This window comes from Burkholderia contaminans, from assembly GCF_029633825.1.
Taxonomy (GTDB): domain Bacteria; phylum Pseudomonadota; class Gammaproteobacteria; order Burkholderiales; family Burkholderiaceae; genus Burkholderia; species Burkholderia contaminans.
Genome location: NZ_CP090640.1, coordinates 2,715,521 through 2,730,696, shown reverse-complemented (window position 1 = coordinate 2,730,696; position 15,176 = coordinate 2,715,521). Strand labels below are relative to the sequence as shown.

At 65.0% G+C, this 15,176-nt stretch carries 14 protein-coding genes; 3 read left to right on the top strand and 11 right to left on the bottom strand.

The window, feature by feature from the left end:
- Positions 1–49: 49 nt before the first annotated feature.
- Positions 50–1,804 carry an AMP-binding protein gene (locus LXE91_RS12665; protein ID WP_039358913.1) on the top strand — a complete coding sequence of 585 codons (1,755 nt, stop codon included), beginning with the start codon at positions 50–52 and terminating at the stop codon, positions 1,802–1,804.
- Positions 1,805–1,833: 29 nt separating this feature from the next.
- Positions 1,834–2,751: a DUF1571 domain-containing protein gene (locus LXE91_RS12660; protein ID WP_039358916.1), complete on the top strand. Its 918-nt coding sequence runs from the start codon at positions 1,834–1,836 to the stop codon at positions 2,749–2,751.
- A 27-nt stretch (positions 2,752–2,778) separates the two neighbouring features.
- Here LXE91_RS12660 and LXE91_RS12655 read toward each other — a convergent pair whose 3' ends face one another.
- Positions 2,779–3,063, bottom strand: coding sequence for a PXPV repeat protein (locus LXE91_RS12655; RefSeq protein WP_039358919.1), 285 nt, complete (start codon positions 3,061–3,063; stop codon positions 2,779–2,781).
- 295 nt (positions 3,064–3,358) lie between these two features.
- Between LXE91_RS12655 and hfq the strand changes: the two genes are divergently transcribed.
- Complete coding sequence (gene hfq / locus LXE91_RS12650; protein WP_278068131.1) at positions 3,359–3,913, top strand: RNA chaperone Hfq; 555 nt, start codon at positions 3,359–3,361, stop codon at positions 3,911–3,913.
- A gap of 77 nt (positions 3,914–3,990) precedes the next feature.
- On the opposite strand, the gene LXE91_RS12645 is transcribed toward hfq, so the two are convergent.
- From LXE91_RS12645 to LXE91_RS12600, 10 genes are all read right to left on the bottom strand, one after another.
- The gene (locus LXE91_RS12645; RefSeq protein WP_039358925.1) at positions 3,991–4,692 is read right to left on the bottom strand and encodes a DUF2968 domain-containing protein; all 702 of its coding nucleotides are present in this window, start codon (positions 4,690–4,692) and stop codon (positions 3,991–3,993) included.
- A gap of 54 nt (positions 4,693–4,746) precedes the next feature.
- The gene (locus LXE91_RS12640; RefSeq protein WP_039358928.1) at positions 4,747–6,138 is read right to left on the bottom strand and encodes a sigma 54-interacting transcriptional regulator; all 1,392 of its coding nucleotides are present in this window, start codon (positions 6,136–6,138) and stop codon (positions 4,747–4,749) included.
- 5 nt (positions 6,139–6,143) lie between these two features.
- Positions 6,144–7,955, bottom strand: a complete 1,812-nt coding sequence (locus LXE91_RS12635; RefSeq protein WP_039358931.1) for a TadG family pilus assembly protein — start codon at positions 7,953–7,955, stop codon at positions 6,144–6,146.
- A gap of 12 nt (positions 7,956–7,967) precedes the next feature.
- Complete coding sequence (locus tag LXE91_RS12630) at positions 7,968–8,297, bottom strand: DUF3613 domain-containing protein (RefSeq protein WP_039359049.1); 330 nt, start codon at positions 8,295–8,297, stop codon at positions 7,968–7,970.
- A gap of 23 nt (positions 8,298–8,320) precedes the next feature.
- Entirely contained in the window at positions 8,321–9,148 is an 828-nt protein-coding gene (locus LXE91_RS12625; RefSeq protein ID WP_039358933.1) for a tetratricopeptide repeat protein, read from the bottom strand.
- Between the two features lie 29 nt (positions 9,149–9,177).
- The gene (locus tag LXE91_RS12620) at positions 9,178–10,176 is read right to left on the bottom strand and encodes a type II secretion system F family protein (protein ID WP_039358937.1); all 999 of its coding nucleotides are present in this window, start codon (positions 10,174–10,176) and stop codon (positions 9,178–9,180) included.
- Positions 10,177–10,180: 4 nt separating this feature from the next.
- A complete protein-coding gene (locus LXE91_RS12615; protein ID WP_039358939.1) occupies positions 10,181–11,152 on the bottom strand; it encodes a type II secretion system F family protein in 972 nt (323 codons plus the stop codon).
- Positions 11,145–12,488 carry a TadA family conjugal transfer-associated ATPase gene (locus LXE91_RS12610; protein WP_039358942.1) on the bottom strand — a complete coding sequence of 448 codons (1,344 nt, stop codon included), beginning with the start codon at positions 12,486–12,488 and terminating at the stop codon, positions 11,145–11,147. Before LXE91_RS12610 ends, LXE91_RS12615 begins: the two co-directional genes overlap by 8 nt.
- Positions 12,489–12,491: 3 nt before the next feature.
- The gene (locus LXE91_RS12605; RefSeq protein ID WP_039358945.1) at positions 12,492–13,730 is read right to left on the bottom strand and encodes a fimbrial protein; all 1,239 of its coding nucleotides are present in this window, start codon (positions 13,728–13,730) and stop codon (positions 12,492–12,494) included.
- Positions 13,731–13,805: 75 nt separating this feature from the next.
- Positions 13,806–15,137 (bottom strand): type II and III secretion system protein family protein, encoded by a 1,332-nt coding sequence (locus LXE91_RS12600; protein ID WP_039358948.1) that lies wholly within the window; start codon positions 15,135–15,137, stop codon positions 13,806–13,808.
- Positions 15,138–15,176 lie beyond the last annotated feature (39 nt).

Genomic DNA, 15,176 nt, shown 5'->3' with positions numbered 1-15,176 from the left:
CGGCGCCGAAGCGCCCGCCCTCGCCGAGAGCAAAGACCGGAGACACGTCATGTCATCTTCCGCAGCAACCGCAGCGGCCCAGGTTCCGCCGAACACCGACGGCATCTGGTACGCGTCATACCCGCCCGGCGTCCCGCACGACATCGACGTCACGCAATACGCGTCGCTCGTGCAGTTCTTCGACGAATGCACGAGCCGCTTCGCCGAGCGCGTCGCCTACGTGAGTGCAGGCGCCTCGATGACCTACCGCACGCTCGCGCAGAAAGTCGACGCGTTCGCGTCGTACCTGCAAAGCATCGGCATCAAGCCCGGCGATCGCGTCGCGATCATGCTGCCGAACACGTTCCAGTACCCGGTCGCGCTGTTCGGCACGCTGAAGGCCGGCGCGATCGTCGTCAACGTCAATCCGCTCTACACCGTGCGCGAACTCGCGCACCAGCTGAAGGACAGCGGCGCGCAGACGATCGTCGTGTTCGAGAACTTCGCGCGCACGCTGCAGGACGCGCTGCCGGAAACGCAGGTGAAGAACATCGTCGTCACCGCGCTCGGCGACCTGCTCGCCGACGGCTTCAACGCGAAAGGACGCCTGATCAATTTCGTGCTGAAGCACGTGAAGAAGCTCGTGCCGGCCTACCACCTGCCGCAGGCCGTCCGGTTGCGCTCCGCCCTCGCACTCGGCGCGCGCGGCAAGCCGCAGCCGGTGCAGATCACGCGCGACGACCTCGCGTTCCTGCAATACACGGGCGGCACGACCGGCGTCGCGAAAGGCGCGATGCTCACGCACGGCAACCTGATCGCGAACCTGCTGCAGGCGAAGGCCTGGATCGCCGACCAGGTCTCGGGCGACGTCGAAACCGTGCTCACGCCGCTGCCGCTGTATCACATCTATTCGCTGACGGTGAACGCATTCATCTTCATGGGGCTCGGCGGGCGCAACATCCTGATCGCGAACCCGCGCGACATGACGATGGTGATGAAGATCATCCGCAACGAGACGTTCACCGGGATCACCGGCATCAACACGCTGTACAACGCGTTCCTCGACAACGAGGAATTCCGCAAGCGCGATTTCTCGAAGCTGAAGCTCGCGATGGCCGGCGGGATGGCGATGCAGCGCGCGGTCGCGGAGCGCTTCCAGCAGGTGACGGGCCGGCCGGTCGTCGAAGGCTACGGCCTGACCGAGTGCTCGCCGATCGTGACGATGAACCCCGTGGACCTGAACGACATGGCCGCGTTCAGCGGCTCGATCGGCCTGCCCGCGCCGTCCACCGTCGTGCGCTTTCGCCGCGAGGACGGCACCTGGGCGCCCGTCGGCGAACCGGGCGAGCTGTGCGTGCACGGTCCGCAGGTGATGCGCGGCTACTGGCAGCGCCCCGACGAGACGGCGAAGGTGATCGACGCCGACGGCTGGCTCGCCACCGGCGACATCGGCGTGATGGACGAGCGCGGCTTCATCCGCCTGATCGACCGCAAGAAGGACATGATCCTCGTGTCGGGCTTCAACGTGTATCCGAACGAGATCGAGGAAGTGCTGGTGATGCATCCGGGCATCAGCGAAGCCGCGGCGATCGGTATTCCTGACGAGGTACAGGGCGAACGGATCAAGGTGTTCGTCGTGCGCCGCGACCCGTCGCTGACGGTCGACGACGTGCTCGCGCACTGCCGCAAGAACCTGACCGGCTACAAGATGCCGAAATTCGTCGAGTTCCGCGACGCGCTGCCGCAGACGAACGTCGGCAAGATCCTGCGCCGCGCGTTGCGCGACGAGGAACTCGCCAAAATCAAGGCCGCGAAGCAAGGCTGAACGATCCATCGCCCCGGGAGACGCCGTCGATGAACGAAGGAAAGAAGCGCCACGCGCGGCATGCCGCCGCCGTGGCAGTCGCGTGCATGCTGTCGCTCGCCCAGACCGGCCCGCACGCGCAGGAAGCGGCCAGCGCCGTGGGTGCGGCACAGGAGGTCGCCCTGCCGGCCGATCTCGCGAAAGTCGTACGCGAGCCGGTCGCGCAGCAGGCGCGCTGGCTGCGCACGGCCGCGCAGCGCGGCACGCTCGCGCAACTCGATGACGCCACGCTCACCGCGCTCTTCAAGGCACTCGATCCGCTCGCCGTGCCGCTCTATATCCGTAACGGTCCGAACGGCTATCCGTCCTACCAGTTCACGATGGTGCGCCAGGAACGCATCAGCGGGAAATGGTCCGATACGCCCGACCGCATGCTCGTGAAGACCACCCGCGAGCCGCTGCGCGTCTACGCGAAATGGCTGCCGGGCGGCGCGCATGCCGGACAGGAGACCATCTACGACACGACGCAGCGCAAGGACGAGATGTACGGCCACCTCGGCGGCCTGCTCGGCAAGATTCCGCTGTGGACGGCCATCGACGGCGCACTCGCGCGCGCCCAGTCGAATCACCAGGTGAAGGATCTCGGCACCGAATTCATCACGAACCTGTACCTGACCGAAGGGAAGAAATATCTGGAAGCCGGCGTGCAGCGGCCGACCGATGTGGAAGCCCGAACGATCAACGGCGTACGGGTCGTTACGCTCACCTACGAAACACCGACCGGCCGGCCGCAGTTCTACGCGAAGAAGGAAGTCCTCGGGCTCGACCTGCATGCGCCCTATTTCCGGACCGTCGAGTCGTATGACAACGACGGCAAGATCTTCGAGCGGATCGTCATCGAGAAAATCGCGCCGGTGACGCTCGACGACACCGCATTCGACCCGAAAAACCCCGACTATGCATTCTGATGCGTGCCGCCGGGGCTGGCTTCGGGCTCAATCGTCCTCGTCATCGCCGTGGTGGCGGTGCCAATGCTTGTAATAGTGCTTGCGCCACTTGCGATAGCGATCGTCGTCGTCTTCGCTGTCGTAGCCGTATCCGTAGCCCGGATAGGCGACGACAGCCGGCTGCGGCGCCACATAGACCGGCGCCGGCTCGACATAGACCGGCGCGACCGGTACACCGATGCCGACCGACAGGTCGACATGCCCCGCCATCGCACTGCCGGAAGCCAGCAACGCCACGCTCCCGACCCACCCTGCCCATTGCCTCTTGTTCATGTTCTGAATCCCTGATATGCCGGCCCGCCCGGCTCGCGCGATCAATGTAAGCGTCGCGCGCGAGCCAAGGTGATACGGCATTGCGAGAGTCGTAACGCGGCGTAACGAAACGGCATTAGCCGTTTGGCCGAATCGCGAAAATGCGCTGGAACGTCTATAGTGGGTTACGGTTCGACACAATCACGACTACGCGCTCCCCGATTGAACAGGGTAGAATCCCGCCAAACACCTTGTGGACGAACACGCCACACACACGCACAACATATTCTCTGACGCAGGCTCCTGCCGCACCTCAATGGCCAATCCCGCAGAATCCCATCCGCAAAACGACTTCATCAATTCGGCGCGCAAGGAACGTAAGCGCGTTGAAATCTATCTCGTCAACGGCATTCGTCTGACGGGGTGCATCGAGTCGTTCGACCAGTACCTGGTGATGCTGCGCACCCCCGTGGGTCTGCAAGGCATCTACAAGCGCGCGATTTCCACGATCCAGCTCGACACGGGCGGCTCGCGCCCGGGCGGCAGCGGCCCCGCGAGTCCGCGCACCGGCGGGCGCCCCGGCGGCCGTGAAGGCGGTGGTCACAGCCCGTACGGCTCGCACGGCGGCCCGCGTGAATCGCGCGGCGACGGCGGCTACGGCTCCCGCGAACCGCGTGAAGGTTACGGCTCGCGCGAGCCGCGCGAAGGCTACGGTGCCCCGCGCGAACCCCGTGAACCGCGCGAAAGCTATGGCGCACCGCGCGACACCGGCGACGCACCCGGCAACGCGTCGTCACCGTCGGATTCCCGCGGCGGCAACGGGCCGGTCATCGTGACGCGCCGCCGGCGAATCGTGCCGGACGGCCAGTAAAGCAAAAGGGCAAGCCAACCGGCTTGCCCTTTTTACTTGTGCGGCCGGCGCGGCATGTCGCCGCACCGCGGCCGGGTTCAGCGTGCCGTCGTCGGCAGGCCCGCATCGGCCTCACGCTGCAACGAACGCACCTGCTGCTGCAACGCACGCAGTTGCGACTGAAGCTCGGCCTGCTGCGCCTGCAATGCGGCCGTCTCGTTGCGTACGCTCTTCTGGCGATCCGCGACCGCCGCCTGTTGCTGGCGTGCGATCGAAATATCGGCCTGCAGACGCCGCGCGCGATCCTGCGTGACCTCGATCTGCTTGTCCATTTGCGCCTTCTGCGATTCCAGCTTCGCCGCCCGCAGTTCGTTCACGGCCAGCCGCTCCGCCTGGCGCGAGAAATCGCGATAGATCGCTTCCGCACGCGTTTCGTCGTAAGTCTTGATGACGCGCCAGAACGCCTTCTGCTGAAACAGCGCGACGAAGTACGCACCGTCCTTCACGTTGAACAGCAGGCTCGCACCGTAGCTGCCGTTGTAGCTCGTGCGCATTTCCGTCAGCGTGTGCGCCTGGATCTGGCGCTGCAGGTCGTCGACCGTGCTCGGCCCCGTCGACTCGCCCGACTGCGGCTGCAGCGACGTCTGCGAATCGATCACCGGCATCGCCGCCACCGGCGCCGATGCCTGCTGTACGGCCGGCGAACCACTGTCCGCCAGACTTTGCGCGTATGCGCCCTGCATGCCTCCCGCCAGGGCGAACAATACGCACGCCCTTCCCAACCCCGTCATATGGCTCATGAAGTTCTATTCCCGCCCGAGTCGTTGTAATTCAGCGCGATTTTATCTCATTAATTACTCACTTTCGCGGGTCTCGGGCTCCTCGTCGAAGATCTGGTATTTGCGCATTTTTTCCCACAGTACCTTGCGGCTGATGCCGAGCTGCTGCGCCGTATCCTGACGCCGCCAGCCGTTTGCGTCGAGCGCCGCGATGACGCGGTTGCGCTCGTTCATGTCCCACTTGCTGCGATCGACGAACACCTCGGCCGCACTCTCCGCCGGGACCGGCTGGGCCGAACTGCGCGCGTGCGCGATCAACCGCTGCAGCCGTGCGGCATCCCACCCGCCCGTCTGCCGCACCGTCACGCCGACACGCTCGGCGAGGTTGCGCAGTTCACGCACGTTGCCGGGGAAATAGCTGTCCGCGACGGAATCCGTCAGCCAGTACGGCAGGTCGGACAACTGAGCGAGCCGCTCCTCGCCGACCACCTGCGCGACGAACGACTTGAACAGCGCGATCTTGTCGACGGCGCCGCGCTCTTCCAGCGACGGAATGCTCAGCTCGATCACCGCGAGCCGGTAGTAGAGATCGGCACGGAACAGGCCATCCTTCACGAGTTGCGGCAGCTTCTTGTTGCTCGCCGCGACCAGCCGGAAATCGACCTTGACCGGCGTCGTCGCGCCGACGCGCAGCACCGCGCCATCCTCGAGCACGCGCAGCAGCTTGACCTGCTGGTACAGCGGCAGATCGCCGACTTCGTCGAGAAACAGCGTACCGCCGCCCGCCTGCTCGAAATAGCCTTTATGCGCAACAACCGCGCCCGTGAACGATCCTTTTGCATGACCGAAGAACAGCGACTCGAACAGGCCGTCGGGAATCGCGCCGCAGTTCACGGGCACGAATTCGCCATGCCGGTAGCGCGAATGTTTTTCGTGCAGCAGCTGCGCGATGCGCTCCTTGCCGACGCCGGTTTCGCCGTGCAGCAACACGTTGGTGTCGCAATCGGCGAACGTATCGACTTCGTGCAGCAGGGCCTGCATCGATTCCGAGTGCGCGACGAGTTCGGTCGGATGCGACGTTTCGGCCGTATGCGCCCGCAGCTGCGTGACGAGCTTGCCGATCATGCCGCGCAGTTCGGCACACGTGAAGTCGAGCGGCAGGATGTGCGAATACTCGGGCGGATACTGCGACGCGTCGTGATCACGCGCCGCGCCGACCCAGACGACCGGCATGCCGATGTTGGCCTGCCAGTCGCGCAGGAACGCGGCGCCGATTTCGATCATCGTCACGCTGATGATCGCCAGCGACGGCCGCAAGGCGGCGCGCTCGGGCGAGATCTCCGCGTTGTCGGCGCGGATCACTTCGACGTCGAAGCTCGCCATGCACCGGGCGACGCGGTCGACAATGTCCGCCTTGCCTTCCCAGACGTACAAGTCGAGCTCTTCGATTGCGGGTGTGTTTCTCATCTTCTTCAGTAAACCGTTTGGGCAACCCCGCAACTGAGCGAGATCTGATGGACCGTCGCCGCGCCAACCTGGACGCCGAGGAGATTCAGCAGCGGAACGAGAACTGCGTCGAGGCTCGACAGGAGCGGGCCGAGCAGACCGCTCAGAAAGGTGAGCAACGTGGAGGCGAAGTTCCCCGGAACCGACAGCACGCTGGCGCCGAACAAGCCGACGTTGGCGGAAATGGTCGCCCCCGCGAGTTGCGTCAATGCCGAACTGAGTGCCGAGCCAAGCGCATTCGAGTTCACGGTCCAGTAATCCGCATCGATTCCCGGCACCCCGTTGAAGGTATGCGACTGGGAGGCGCCTTGCACCTGGACCGATACGTTGGACATGGAAACCGTCAACTGTGCGATCCCGAGAACATTTGCATTGATGATCTGTGCGGGCGACGTACAACTATAAGTCGACGACAGGCTGATCTGGCCGGACCCATTGAGCGGCGGCTTGCCGATGCACAGATTCGCCACCCCCGGTTGCGCGGTAATGACGACCGTGCTTGCCGCCTGTGTCGAAGCGCATTGTGTCGAGTTCAACGTCGCAGTACCGGTGCCGACCTGCAGATAAATTGGCAGATTGACGTCGACATTCACGTTCAGCAGACTCAGCAGCGCCCCGAGCAGCGGCAACTGAGCCGTGCCAAGGTCGACATTGAGATACACACCCACCGCAGCCGTCGAAGCCTTCGTCCGCCAGGTTCCTGTCGACGGATCGATCCCGCCTTCGCCGATACCGATCGACGGCGGACTGATGATCTGCACTTGCAACTGCGTCCCCGTCAGCCCGCCGAGATTCAGCGACGGGACATTGACCGTGACCGCCGGCTTGCCCGTTGCGGCGATTTCCGCGCTGACGAGCAGCAGGTCGAGCAGGTCCACTTGCGCATTGACCGCCGCCTGCGTATCCGCAAGCGCGACGTTCAGCAGTCCGTTCGTCCCGCCGAGGCCGATCGTCGTCCCGGGAACGTTGGCACTCAGAATTGCCTGCAGCGTGGCGAGGCTTGCCTGCAGGTTCACATTCGCGACGGCTGTCTGCGTGGCCGCGTTCACCATCAATTGAATCAGTTGCGGCAACGTGAGCTTCAGCGCGAGCAACTGATCGACCGTGCCGACGCCCGCCGCGACGACGAGGTCGCCGACGGTCACGTTCGTGCATGCGAGCGCTTGATACGACCCGATGTTCAGGTTCAGGCTCGCGCCGAGCAACCCGCCGATCAGTCCGTTGACGAGCCCTGGATTGCCGGACGTCGGTGCGGAACCGCCAGCGCAACCGACGCCGCCAAGCGCGGCAAGCGTCGCGCCGACCGAGAACGTATCGATGTTCGTCGAGCGCGCAGTCGATACCGCGGACACCGGCTGCGGAGACCCGACGAAAAAGAACGGCACCTGACGCGTGACCGTCACCTTGGCCGCGTTCAATTGCGTGGTGCCGGGGGTCGCGGCCGCATAGTAGCTGGGTTTCGGGTTGACTGCCGTGTCCCAGCGACCGCATTCGATGCTGATCGAATCGCCGTTCGATGAATTGAGCCCGTTCGACTGCGCATTGCTGGTCGCAGTGGCAGTCGGCTGCGTGCATGTGTCGTCCATGCGCTGCACCGCCGCGAGCGCGGCCATGTCGGCAATCCGCTGCACGTCCCGACGCTGATAGAAGAGGTTACCGACGCCAATCGCGCCGAGCGTCGTGACGGCGATCAGCAACGCGACGATCGCCATCACCGAAAACGCACCGCGTTGTCGTGACGAGAAGCGGAATCCGCCGCGGCTGTGTCGGGTCTTCACCGTTTTGCTCCGTCAGTGCGCGAGGTCGCCACCGGACTGGCCGCCACCACCGCCGCCACCACCGTTACCGCCGCCTGACGTCGACATCGTGCCGAACCACTGCGGGATCGGCGTCTTGAACGAATCGATATAACGCTGATAGGCGTACGTACCGGCCGCGCCGTCGATCGGTTGAGGCGCGGCGGCCGCGCGATTCGAGCGCTGCAAGTCGAGCAAGGTGTTCGTTGCATGACCGATTTCTGACGCCGGCGGATTGCCTTGCGCATGAGCGACGCCCGCGCAAAGCGTGCACACGAACGCGATGCACACGGCTCGCACGCGGAGTGGGGAAAGGTGAAACATGATGGCCTCCGTGAATGTCGTCGTCATCGCGCGAAACGCTGCAGCAGCGGCACGGCAAGATCGAAGTTGTCGCTGCTTGCCACCGCTGGCACGGGCGCATTGCCGGGCGCGTGTACGACCGCCCGTTGCTTCGCGCGCATCGCGGCAGCGACTTTCGTCTCGTCGTCGCGAATCTCGCCGCGCACCACGGGCGAAAGCTTCTGCTGATCCATCAGTCGCCGCGCGTCCTTCCCGTGACCGCTCACGAGCAGATAAAGCACGAAGTTGCTGAGGATTTTCGGATTTTTCTGCTCGAGTTCCGCCGCCTTCAACAGCGGTACGCGCGCCCCTGCCAGATCGCCATCGCGCATCTTCGAATACGCGAGGTCGGACAGCGTCGCCGCATCGGTCGGCGCAAGCAACGTCGCCTGTTCGAGTTGCTGCGCGGCCAGCGCAAAATCGCCGCGAGCGCCGGCCGTCAGGCCCAGCCCGCGATAGCCGCGCGCGGCGAGCGGTGTCGTCAGCAACTTCGTATAGGCGGCCACGCCGGCGTCGTACTGGCCAGTCGCGCGCAAGGCGTCGGCGCGCAGCAGGATCGTGTCCGGCGATGTGCCATATTGCTTCTCGTACTGGTCGATGTGCGCCAGCGACGCAAAATACAGGCCCTGCCCCTGCATCCGTTCGATGAGGCCAAGATACATGCCCGGTGTATCGGGCGGCGCGCTCTTGTCGGCAGCCGCCTGCATCAGCGCACCGCGTTCTGCCTGCGCACCGATCCCGTACCCGGATTCCTTGAACAACGCGCATCCGCTGGCGAGCAATGTGAACGCCGTCGCGCCTGCGATCGTGCGGATCCAGCCAAATCCATTCATCTTGTGTCGCTCCTTCCCTTCATGCCGCGTCAGCGTTGAAACGCGGCAAGCGCGGCCAGCACGGTCATGATCCCGGGCCCCGCGGTAACGATCAACAATGCCGGCAACAGCGTGACGATCATCACGCCGGTCATCTTCACCGTCAGTCGACCGATCTGCTCGCGTAACGCCGCGCGACGCCCTTCGCGCAGACGATCGCCGAACTGCTTCAGCGGCTCCTGAACTGCGCCACCGTGCTTGTCCACCTGAATCAGCAATCGCACGATCGCGCGCAGGTCCTCATTGTCGAAACTATTCGTGAGGCGTTGCAGCGATTGTTCGCGCGTGCGTCCCGCCGCGAACTGCCGCTGCGCAACGGCAAGCTCCCACGACAGCACGGGCAGCATGGTCTGAAAATCTTGCATGACGACCTGGATGCTCTGATCGAGCGACAGGCCGACACCCTGCAGCAGCCGCAGCATGTCGACCAGCAGCGGCAATTCTGCCGAAATGCTCCGTCGGCGTGCGGTGGCTCGCCGGCGCACATAGATTTTCGGCAGCATGTATCCGGTCACGAGCGCGACCGAGATCCAGAGCGCCCAGCGCCCCCCGTGACCGCGGCTGATCAGCACCAACACGGCGAGCGCAGGCAGCAGGATCGCGCATGCAATGCGTGCACTGACGAACAGTGCTCTCGCCCGCACGTCGACGAAACCGCATTGCTCCAGCAGTTGACGATCTTCGTTGGCGATCAGATAACGGCTGAAGCCGGTTTCGAGCCACCGCATCCCGACGTCTTCGAAGCGTTCGCGCAACCCCGCGAAACGTGCGCTCGGCGCCGTGTGTGCAGCGGCATCCCGTGCAGGTTCAGCGGAACCGGCTCGCGCGGCCGCCGCTTCGATCGCCGCAGTCCGGCGGTCAAGCGCATTCACCAGCGCACGTTCGGCGCGCTGCACGAGCACGACGCGAACGATCGCCAGTGCGGCAAGCAGCAGCACGCCGATCGATCCGAGCACCAGCGCAATAGCGCCTAAACGGTTTGCGTCCATCGATTCACCTCAACCGCGCGAGCCGGTACAACCAGAAACCGCCCATCGTCTGCAGCGCAAACGCCAGATAGATCAGCTGACGCCCGCTATCGTCGTTCCACATCGCCGTGAAATACCGCGGGCTCGTGGCAATGACGAAGCTGCCGACCGCGATCGGCATCAGCCCCAGCACCCAGGCAGACATCCGGGTCTCGGCCGACATCGCGGACAGTTCGCGCTCCGCGTGCTCGAGGTCGCGCATGAACGTCGACATGCGGTCGAGCATCACGTCCGCCCGGCCGCCGTAGCGGACCGACAGACGCAGCACCGCGCCGACCAGTTCGAATTCGCGGATACGGTACGTGTGTGCGACATGCAGCATGGCGCGATCAATCTCGACGCCGGAGCGCAGCATCCGCGACACGTCGTCGAGGCAGCGGCGCAGCGGCATCTCAGCCGTCTGAAGCGCCGACTGGAACGCGGCCGGCACGCTGTTTCCGAGCGTCACCAGCCGCACGATCCCGTCGAGGAACGAAGGCAACTGCCGGACGATCTTCAGGCGCCGCCGGCTGATTCGCGACGTGATCCACAGCACGACGAGCACGCCGCCCGCCACGAGCGCGGCAGCCGCGGCAAGCACGCCGCCGGCCAGGCCGGCCCACAGCGCGAGCAGCGCGATGCCCGCAAGCGCAAGCACGAGGCCGGCGCGAATCTCGTCAAGGCCCGCACGGTCGGACAACACGGCCCACGCATCGAACACCGACGCACGCCAGCGCGCGAATCCTGGCTCGGGCTCCTGCGAATTCGCCGCACCGGGCGCCGCGGCGCGCGCGTCGCCAGCCGGCGCTGCGGCGCGCGCGCCCTGTCCCACCCGGCTGTCGAAAAACCGCTGCGTATGCGCGCGTCCTTCGCGGACCTGGCTTCCGCGCCACAGCAACAACCCGGCCGCCGCGCAGATCAGCGCGAACATCAGCGCCAGCAGGGTGGCGCTAGACATTGAAGCCCCCGCCTCGCCCGAAGTTGCCGCCAAACCCGCCGCCGCTCGACACAAGCGTGTTACGGAAGCGTGCAAGCTTCGGCGAGTGCGGATGAATGCCGAGCGACTCCCAATGATCGATCTCGTCGCCCTCCGGCGTGACGCGTGCCTCGTAGCGATACAGTTCCTGCGTCGATACGATGTTGTCCGACATGCCGGTGACTTCGGTGATCGACAGGATGCGCCGGCGGCCGTTGGATAGCCGGCCGATCTGCACGATGAAATCGATCGCGTTGGCGATCTGCCGACGCAGACTTGCCTCGGTACCTTGAAAGCCGGCGAAGCCGGCAAGCATCTCGAGCCGGTACAGACACTCGCGCGGCGAACTCGCGTGCACGGTGCCCATCGATCCGTCGTGGCCGGTATTCATCGCCTGCAGCATTTCGAGCACTTCGCCGCCGCGCACTTCGCCGACAATGATCCGGTCCGGCCGCATCCGCAACGTGTTGCGCAGCAGGTCGCGAATCGTCACGACACCGCTGCCGTCGAAGCCGCCGGGGCGGCTCTCGAGCCGCACGACGTGCGGGTGATTCAGCGACAGCTCGGCCGTATCCTCGATCGTCACGACGCGTTCCGCCGTGGGGATGTGGAACGCCAGTGCATTCAGCAGCGACGTCTTGCCCGAACTGGTGCCACCCGACACGAGGATGTTGCAGCGTGCCTCGACCGCAGCCTCGAGCAGCCGCCCGATTTCCTCGTTGAAGGTGCCGTTGCCCAGCAGATCCTCGGGTTTCAGCGGGTCCTTGCGGAACTTCCGGATCGATACGACCGGGCCGTCGATTGACAGCGGCTCGATGACGACGTTGACACGCCCGCCGTCGGGCAGCCGCGCATCCACCATCGGATTCGATTCGTCGAGCCGCCGGCCGACCGGCGCGAGAATCCGTCGCACGATCCGCAGCAGGTGGGCGTTATCGGTGAAGCGGATCGGCAGCCTCGACAGAATCCCGTGCCGCGACACATAGATGTCGTTGTATCCGTTGATCAGGATGTCCTCGACGTGCGGGTCCGCCAGCAGATCCTCGATCGGCCCGAAGCCGGCGAGTTCCTTCGTCAGCGCCTCGGCAACCGCGCGCACCTCGCTCTCGTTGAGCGGGATCCGACGCAACCGCACGAAGCTGTCAATCTCGAGATCGACGAACTGGTTGATCGCCTGCCGTGACCAACGGCCGAATTCCGCACCCAGCTCCTCGATCCGCGTGAGCAAATGCTCGTGCGCGGCATTCTTGATGTCATGGAACTGTTGCGTTTGCGAGAACGGCGCTGCGCCGTCGGCAAATTGAATGTCGTGTGCCATCGCTTACGACCGCTTCGTAGAGGATTGAATGATTCGCCTGAGTGCCGACAGGCCGCCCGCAGCACGCTGTGCCGCCCCGGGCGACGGCGCGCCCGCGAGGCGCTCGACCAACGGCCCGAGCGCACGCACGTACGGATCGCGTTCTGCGACCTCGGCAATCAGCTTGCCCTGGTTCGCCGCATGTCCGATCGACACGCGCCGTGACGGCAGCGTCGCAAGCAACGACAGGTCCAGCCGCTCGGCAATCTGCGCGGGCATCAGCCCGAGCTCGGCGTCGAACTGGTTGACCACGAGCCTGATCCGTTCGGTCGCGGCGCCCGCATCGCGCAAGCCGTCCAGCATCTCGATCGCCGATACGACCGACGCCACGCCCTGGTCGCAAACGAGCCATGTTTCATCGGCAAGATTCACGACCTGCGCAATGAATTCCCGATTCGGGAAACCGCCGAGATCGACGATCTGATGATCGAAAAATGCACGCAGCCGGTTCAGCAACGCCGCGCACGACGCCGTTGCCACTTCGCGCAGATCGGCAAGGTTCGGCGGCAGTGTCGTCAGCGCGACGCCGCTTGCATGGCGAGCGAGCGCAGTTGTCACGAACGTGCGGTCGATCCGGCGCAGGTTGCGCACGGCCTCGACGAAATGAAATTCGCAGCGCGTGTTCAGGAACAGCGCGCCGTCGCCGGCCGGCAACCCGAGATCGAGGAGCGCAGCCGCATGAGCAGGATCGGCAGGCCGCTTCTGCATCAGCACCGACAAGTTCGCGGCCAGCGTACTCACGCCCATCCCGGCGCGCGCGCCGAGCAACGCGGCAACCTTCCCGTGGCGGTTCGCCGGCTCGCCGACGTTGTCGAGCAGCACACGCGTGATGCGGAGCGCCTCCTCGGCCGGCGCGGAAAAATCGACGAAATCGCGGACACCTGCGCGCAGCGCGGCGAGCGCCCCCTCCGGTTGCGCGAGCGAGCCCAGCGCGACGACCGGCACGCCCGGATGAGACAGGCGCACGGCGGCGACAACGGTGCTCGCCGCGGCGCAATCACCCGAAAAATCGATGAATACCAGCGCCGGATTCAGTACACCGATGCGCTGCGACAGCGCCGCACCTTCCAGCGGTGCCCCCTCGACCGCACCGGCCGAGACCAGCGACTGGGACAGCCATTGCACGTGCTCCGCAAGCGAAGATGCGCATACGAAGAGGTCGGTGACGGCGGGCTCAGCCAAAGAATAGGTTCTCGCGTTCATTTTGGATACTCACAATGAAGCAAGGCGTCGCGTCGTGCGCGACCGCCTGCACTATCCCGTCATGATTCGGCGCGCTCATTTCGAGAACCCCGGCCCTGCATCCGGCGACGCCATGCCGCCCAGATATGAACGCCACACGGGGCCGTCGCGCTGCTCGGACAGTTCTCCCGGAGTCGCCGGCAGCGACGCGCCCTGCGCGATCGGCGCAACGAGATGCGGCGTAACGATGATCACGAGTTCCTTGTCGCTTTGCTGATAGCTCAAATTCTTGAAAAACGCGCCGATGATGGGCAGATCCCCCAGGAACGGCACCTTGTTGACGTTCGAGGTCGTCTCGCGATCGATCAAGCCGCCGATCACGAAGCTTTCTCCATCGCCAAGCTCGACCGTCGTATCCGCGCGCCGAGTCGTCAGCGCGGGCACCTGAACACCGTTGATCGTGATCGAGTGCACGAAGTCGAGCTGGCTCGACTCGGGCGCGACCTTCAGCGCGATCCGGCGCGGGTTCAACACTGTCGGCGTGACGGTCAGCCCCACGCCGTAAGGCTTCCATTCGATCGAGATCGTGCCCAGCGATTGCGGCACCGGCACCGGAATTTCACCGCCCGCGAGGAAATTCGCGCTCTGGCCGGACAATGCGACGAGCGTCGGCTGCGCGAGCACGCGGGCGAGATTGTTGGCTTCGAGGATCGACAGATCGGCGAACAACCCGTGCGACACCGAATTGACGACGAGATTGAACGCCGACGAAATGGGCACGTTCGTGTTGTACGTGAGCGAACCGCCCGGCGTACCGGTAATCGACGTGAGCCCGGTCGGCGCGAATGCGCCGAACGAAAAACCGTTGCTCTGCTTGAAGAAGTTCAGCCCTGCCTGCTTCAGCACTGACCGGCTGAATTCGACGACACGCACGTCAACCTGCACGACGTTCTTGCCGGAGATCGTCGACGCATCGATTGTCGTTCCGTCCTTGCCGCTGACCGTCTTCGCCGCATGAACCGCCCGCTGATGCCCGTCGAGCGCCCCGGACGCACCGCCGATCACCGTCGTGCCGCCATACGTATTCACGCTCGGCGTCCCGCCGTCAAGCAATGCACGCGCCGCACCGCTCGTGACGCTCACGTTGTAGACGGTCGGTTCGTCGTGACCGCGCTCCCAGATCATCACGTTCGTCGCGCCGGCGCTCTTCGCTATCAGCAGGACACCGCCACGCCCGCCCTTCACGACCATCACGTCGGCGACCGACGGATCGCCGACCGCAACCCGCTGCAGCGCACGCCCCGTCGCGAGCTGCCGTTGCGCGCCGACCGCCAGGCTGATCGTCCCGCTCGTGTCGGCCGCGCCCGACAGTGGCGGCATGGCCAGCGCGCTCAATGCAATAGCTAATCCAATCAGTTTCTTTTTCATTGTTTCGGAGGCATCGAACCGCCCCCCTTCTCTGGTTGT

What these genes read in the sequence shown, in the direction of transcription:
- hfq (WP_278068131.1), top strand. Translation starts at nt 3,359, where the DNA reads ATGGCCAATCCCGCAGAATCCCATCCGCAAAACGACTTCATCAATTCG.
- LXE91_RS12620 (WP_039358937.1), bottom strand. Translation starts at nt 10,176, where the DNA reads ATGGACGCAAACCGTTTAGGCGCTATTGCGCTGGTGCTCGGATCGATC.
- LXE91_RS12615 (WP_039358939.1), bottom strand. Translation starts at nt 11,152, where the DNA reads ATGTCTAGCGCCACCCTGCTGGCGCTGATGTTCGCGCTGATCTGCGCG.
- LXE91_RS12655 (WP_039358919.1), bottom strand. Translation starts at nt 3,063, where the DNA reads ATGAACAAGAGGCAATGGGCAGGGTGGGTCGGGAGCGTGGCGTTGCTG.
- LXE91_RS12605 (WP_039358945.1), bottom strand. Translation starts at nt 13,730, where the DNA reads ATGAACGCGAGAACCTATTCTTTGGCTGAGCCCGCCGTCACCGACCTC.
- LXE91_RS12610 (WP_039358942.1), bottom strand. Translation starts at nt 12,488, where the DNA reads ATGGCACACGACATTCAATTTGCCGACGGCGCAGCGCCGTTCTCGCAA.
- LXE91_RS12645 (WP_039358925.1), bottom strand. Translation starts at nt 4,692, where the DNA reads ATGAGCCATATGACGGGGTTGGGAAGGGCGTGCGTATTGTTCGCCCTG.
- LXE91_RS12630 (WP_039359049.1), bottom strand. Translation starts at nt 8,297, where the DNA reads ATGTTTCACCTTTCCCCACTCCGCGTGCGAGCCGTGTGCATCGCGTTC.
- LXE91_RS12640 (WP_039358928.1), bottom strand. Translation starts at nt 6,138, where the DNA reads ATGAGAAACACACCCGCAATCGAAGAGCTCGACTTGTACGTCTGGGAA.
- LXE91_RS12660 (WP_039358916.1), top strand. Translation starts at nt 1,834, where the DNA reads ATGAACGAAGGAAAGAAGCGCCACGCGCGGCATGCCGCCGCCGTGGCA.
- LXE91_RS12600 (WP_039358948.1), bottom strand. Translation starts at nt 15,137, where the DNA reads ATGAAAAAGAAACTGATTGGATTAGCTATTGCATTGAGCGCGCTGGCC.
- LXE91_RS12625 (WP_039358933.1), bottom strand. Translation starts at nt 9,148, where the DNA reads ATGAATGGATTTGGCTGGATCCGCACGATCGCAGGCGCGACGGCGTTC.
- LXE91_RS12665 (WP_039358913.1), top strand. Translation starts at nt 50, where the DNA reads ATGTCATCTTCCGCAGCAACCGCAGCGGCCCAGGTTCCGCCGAACACC.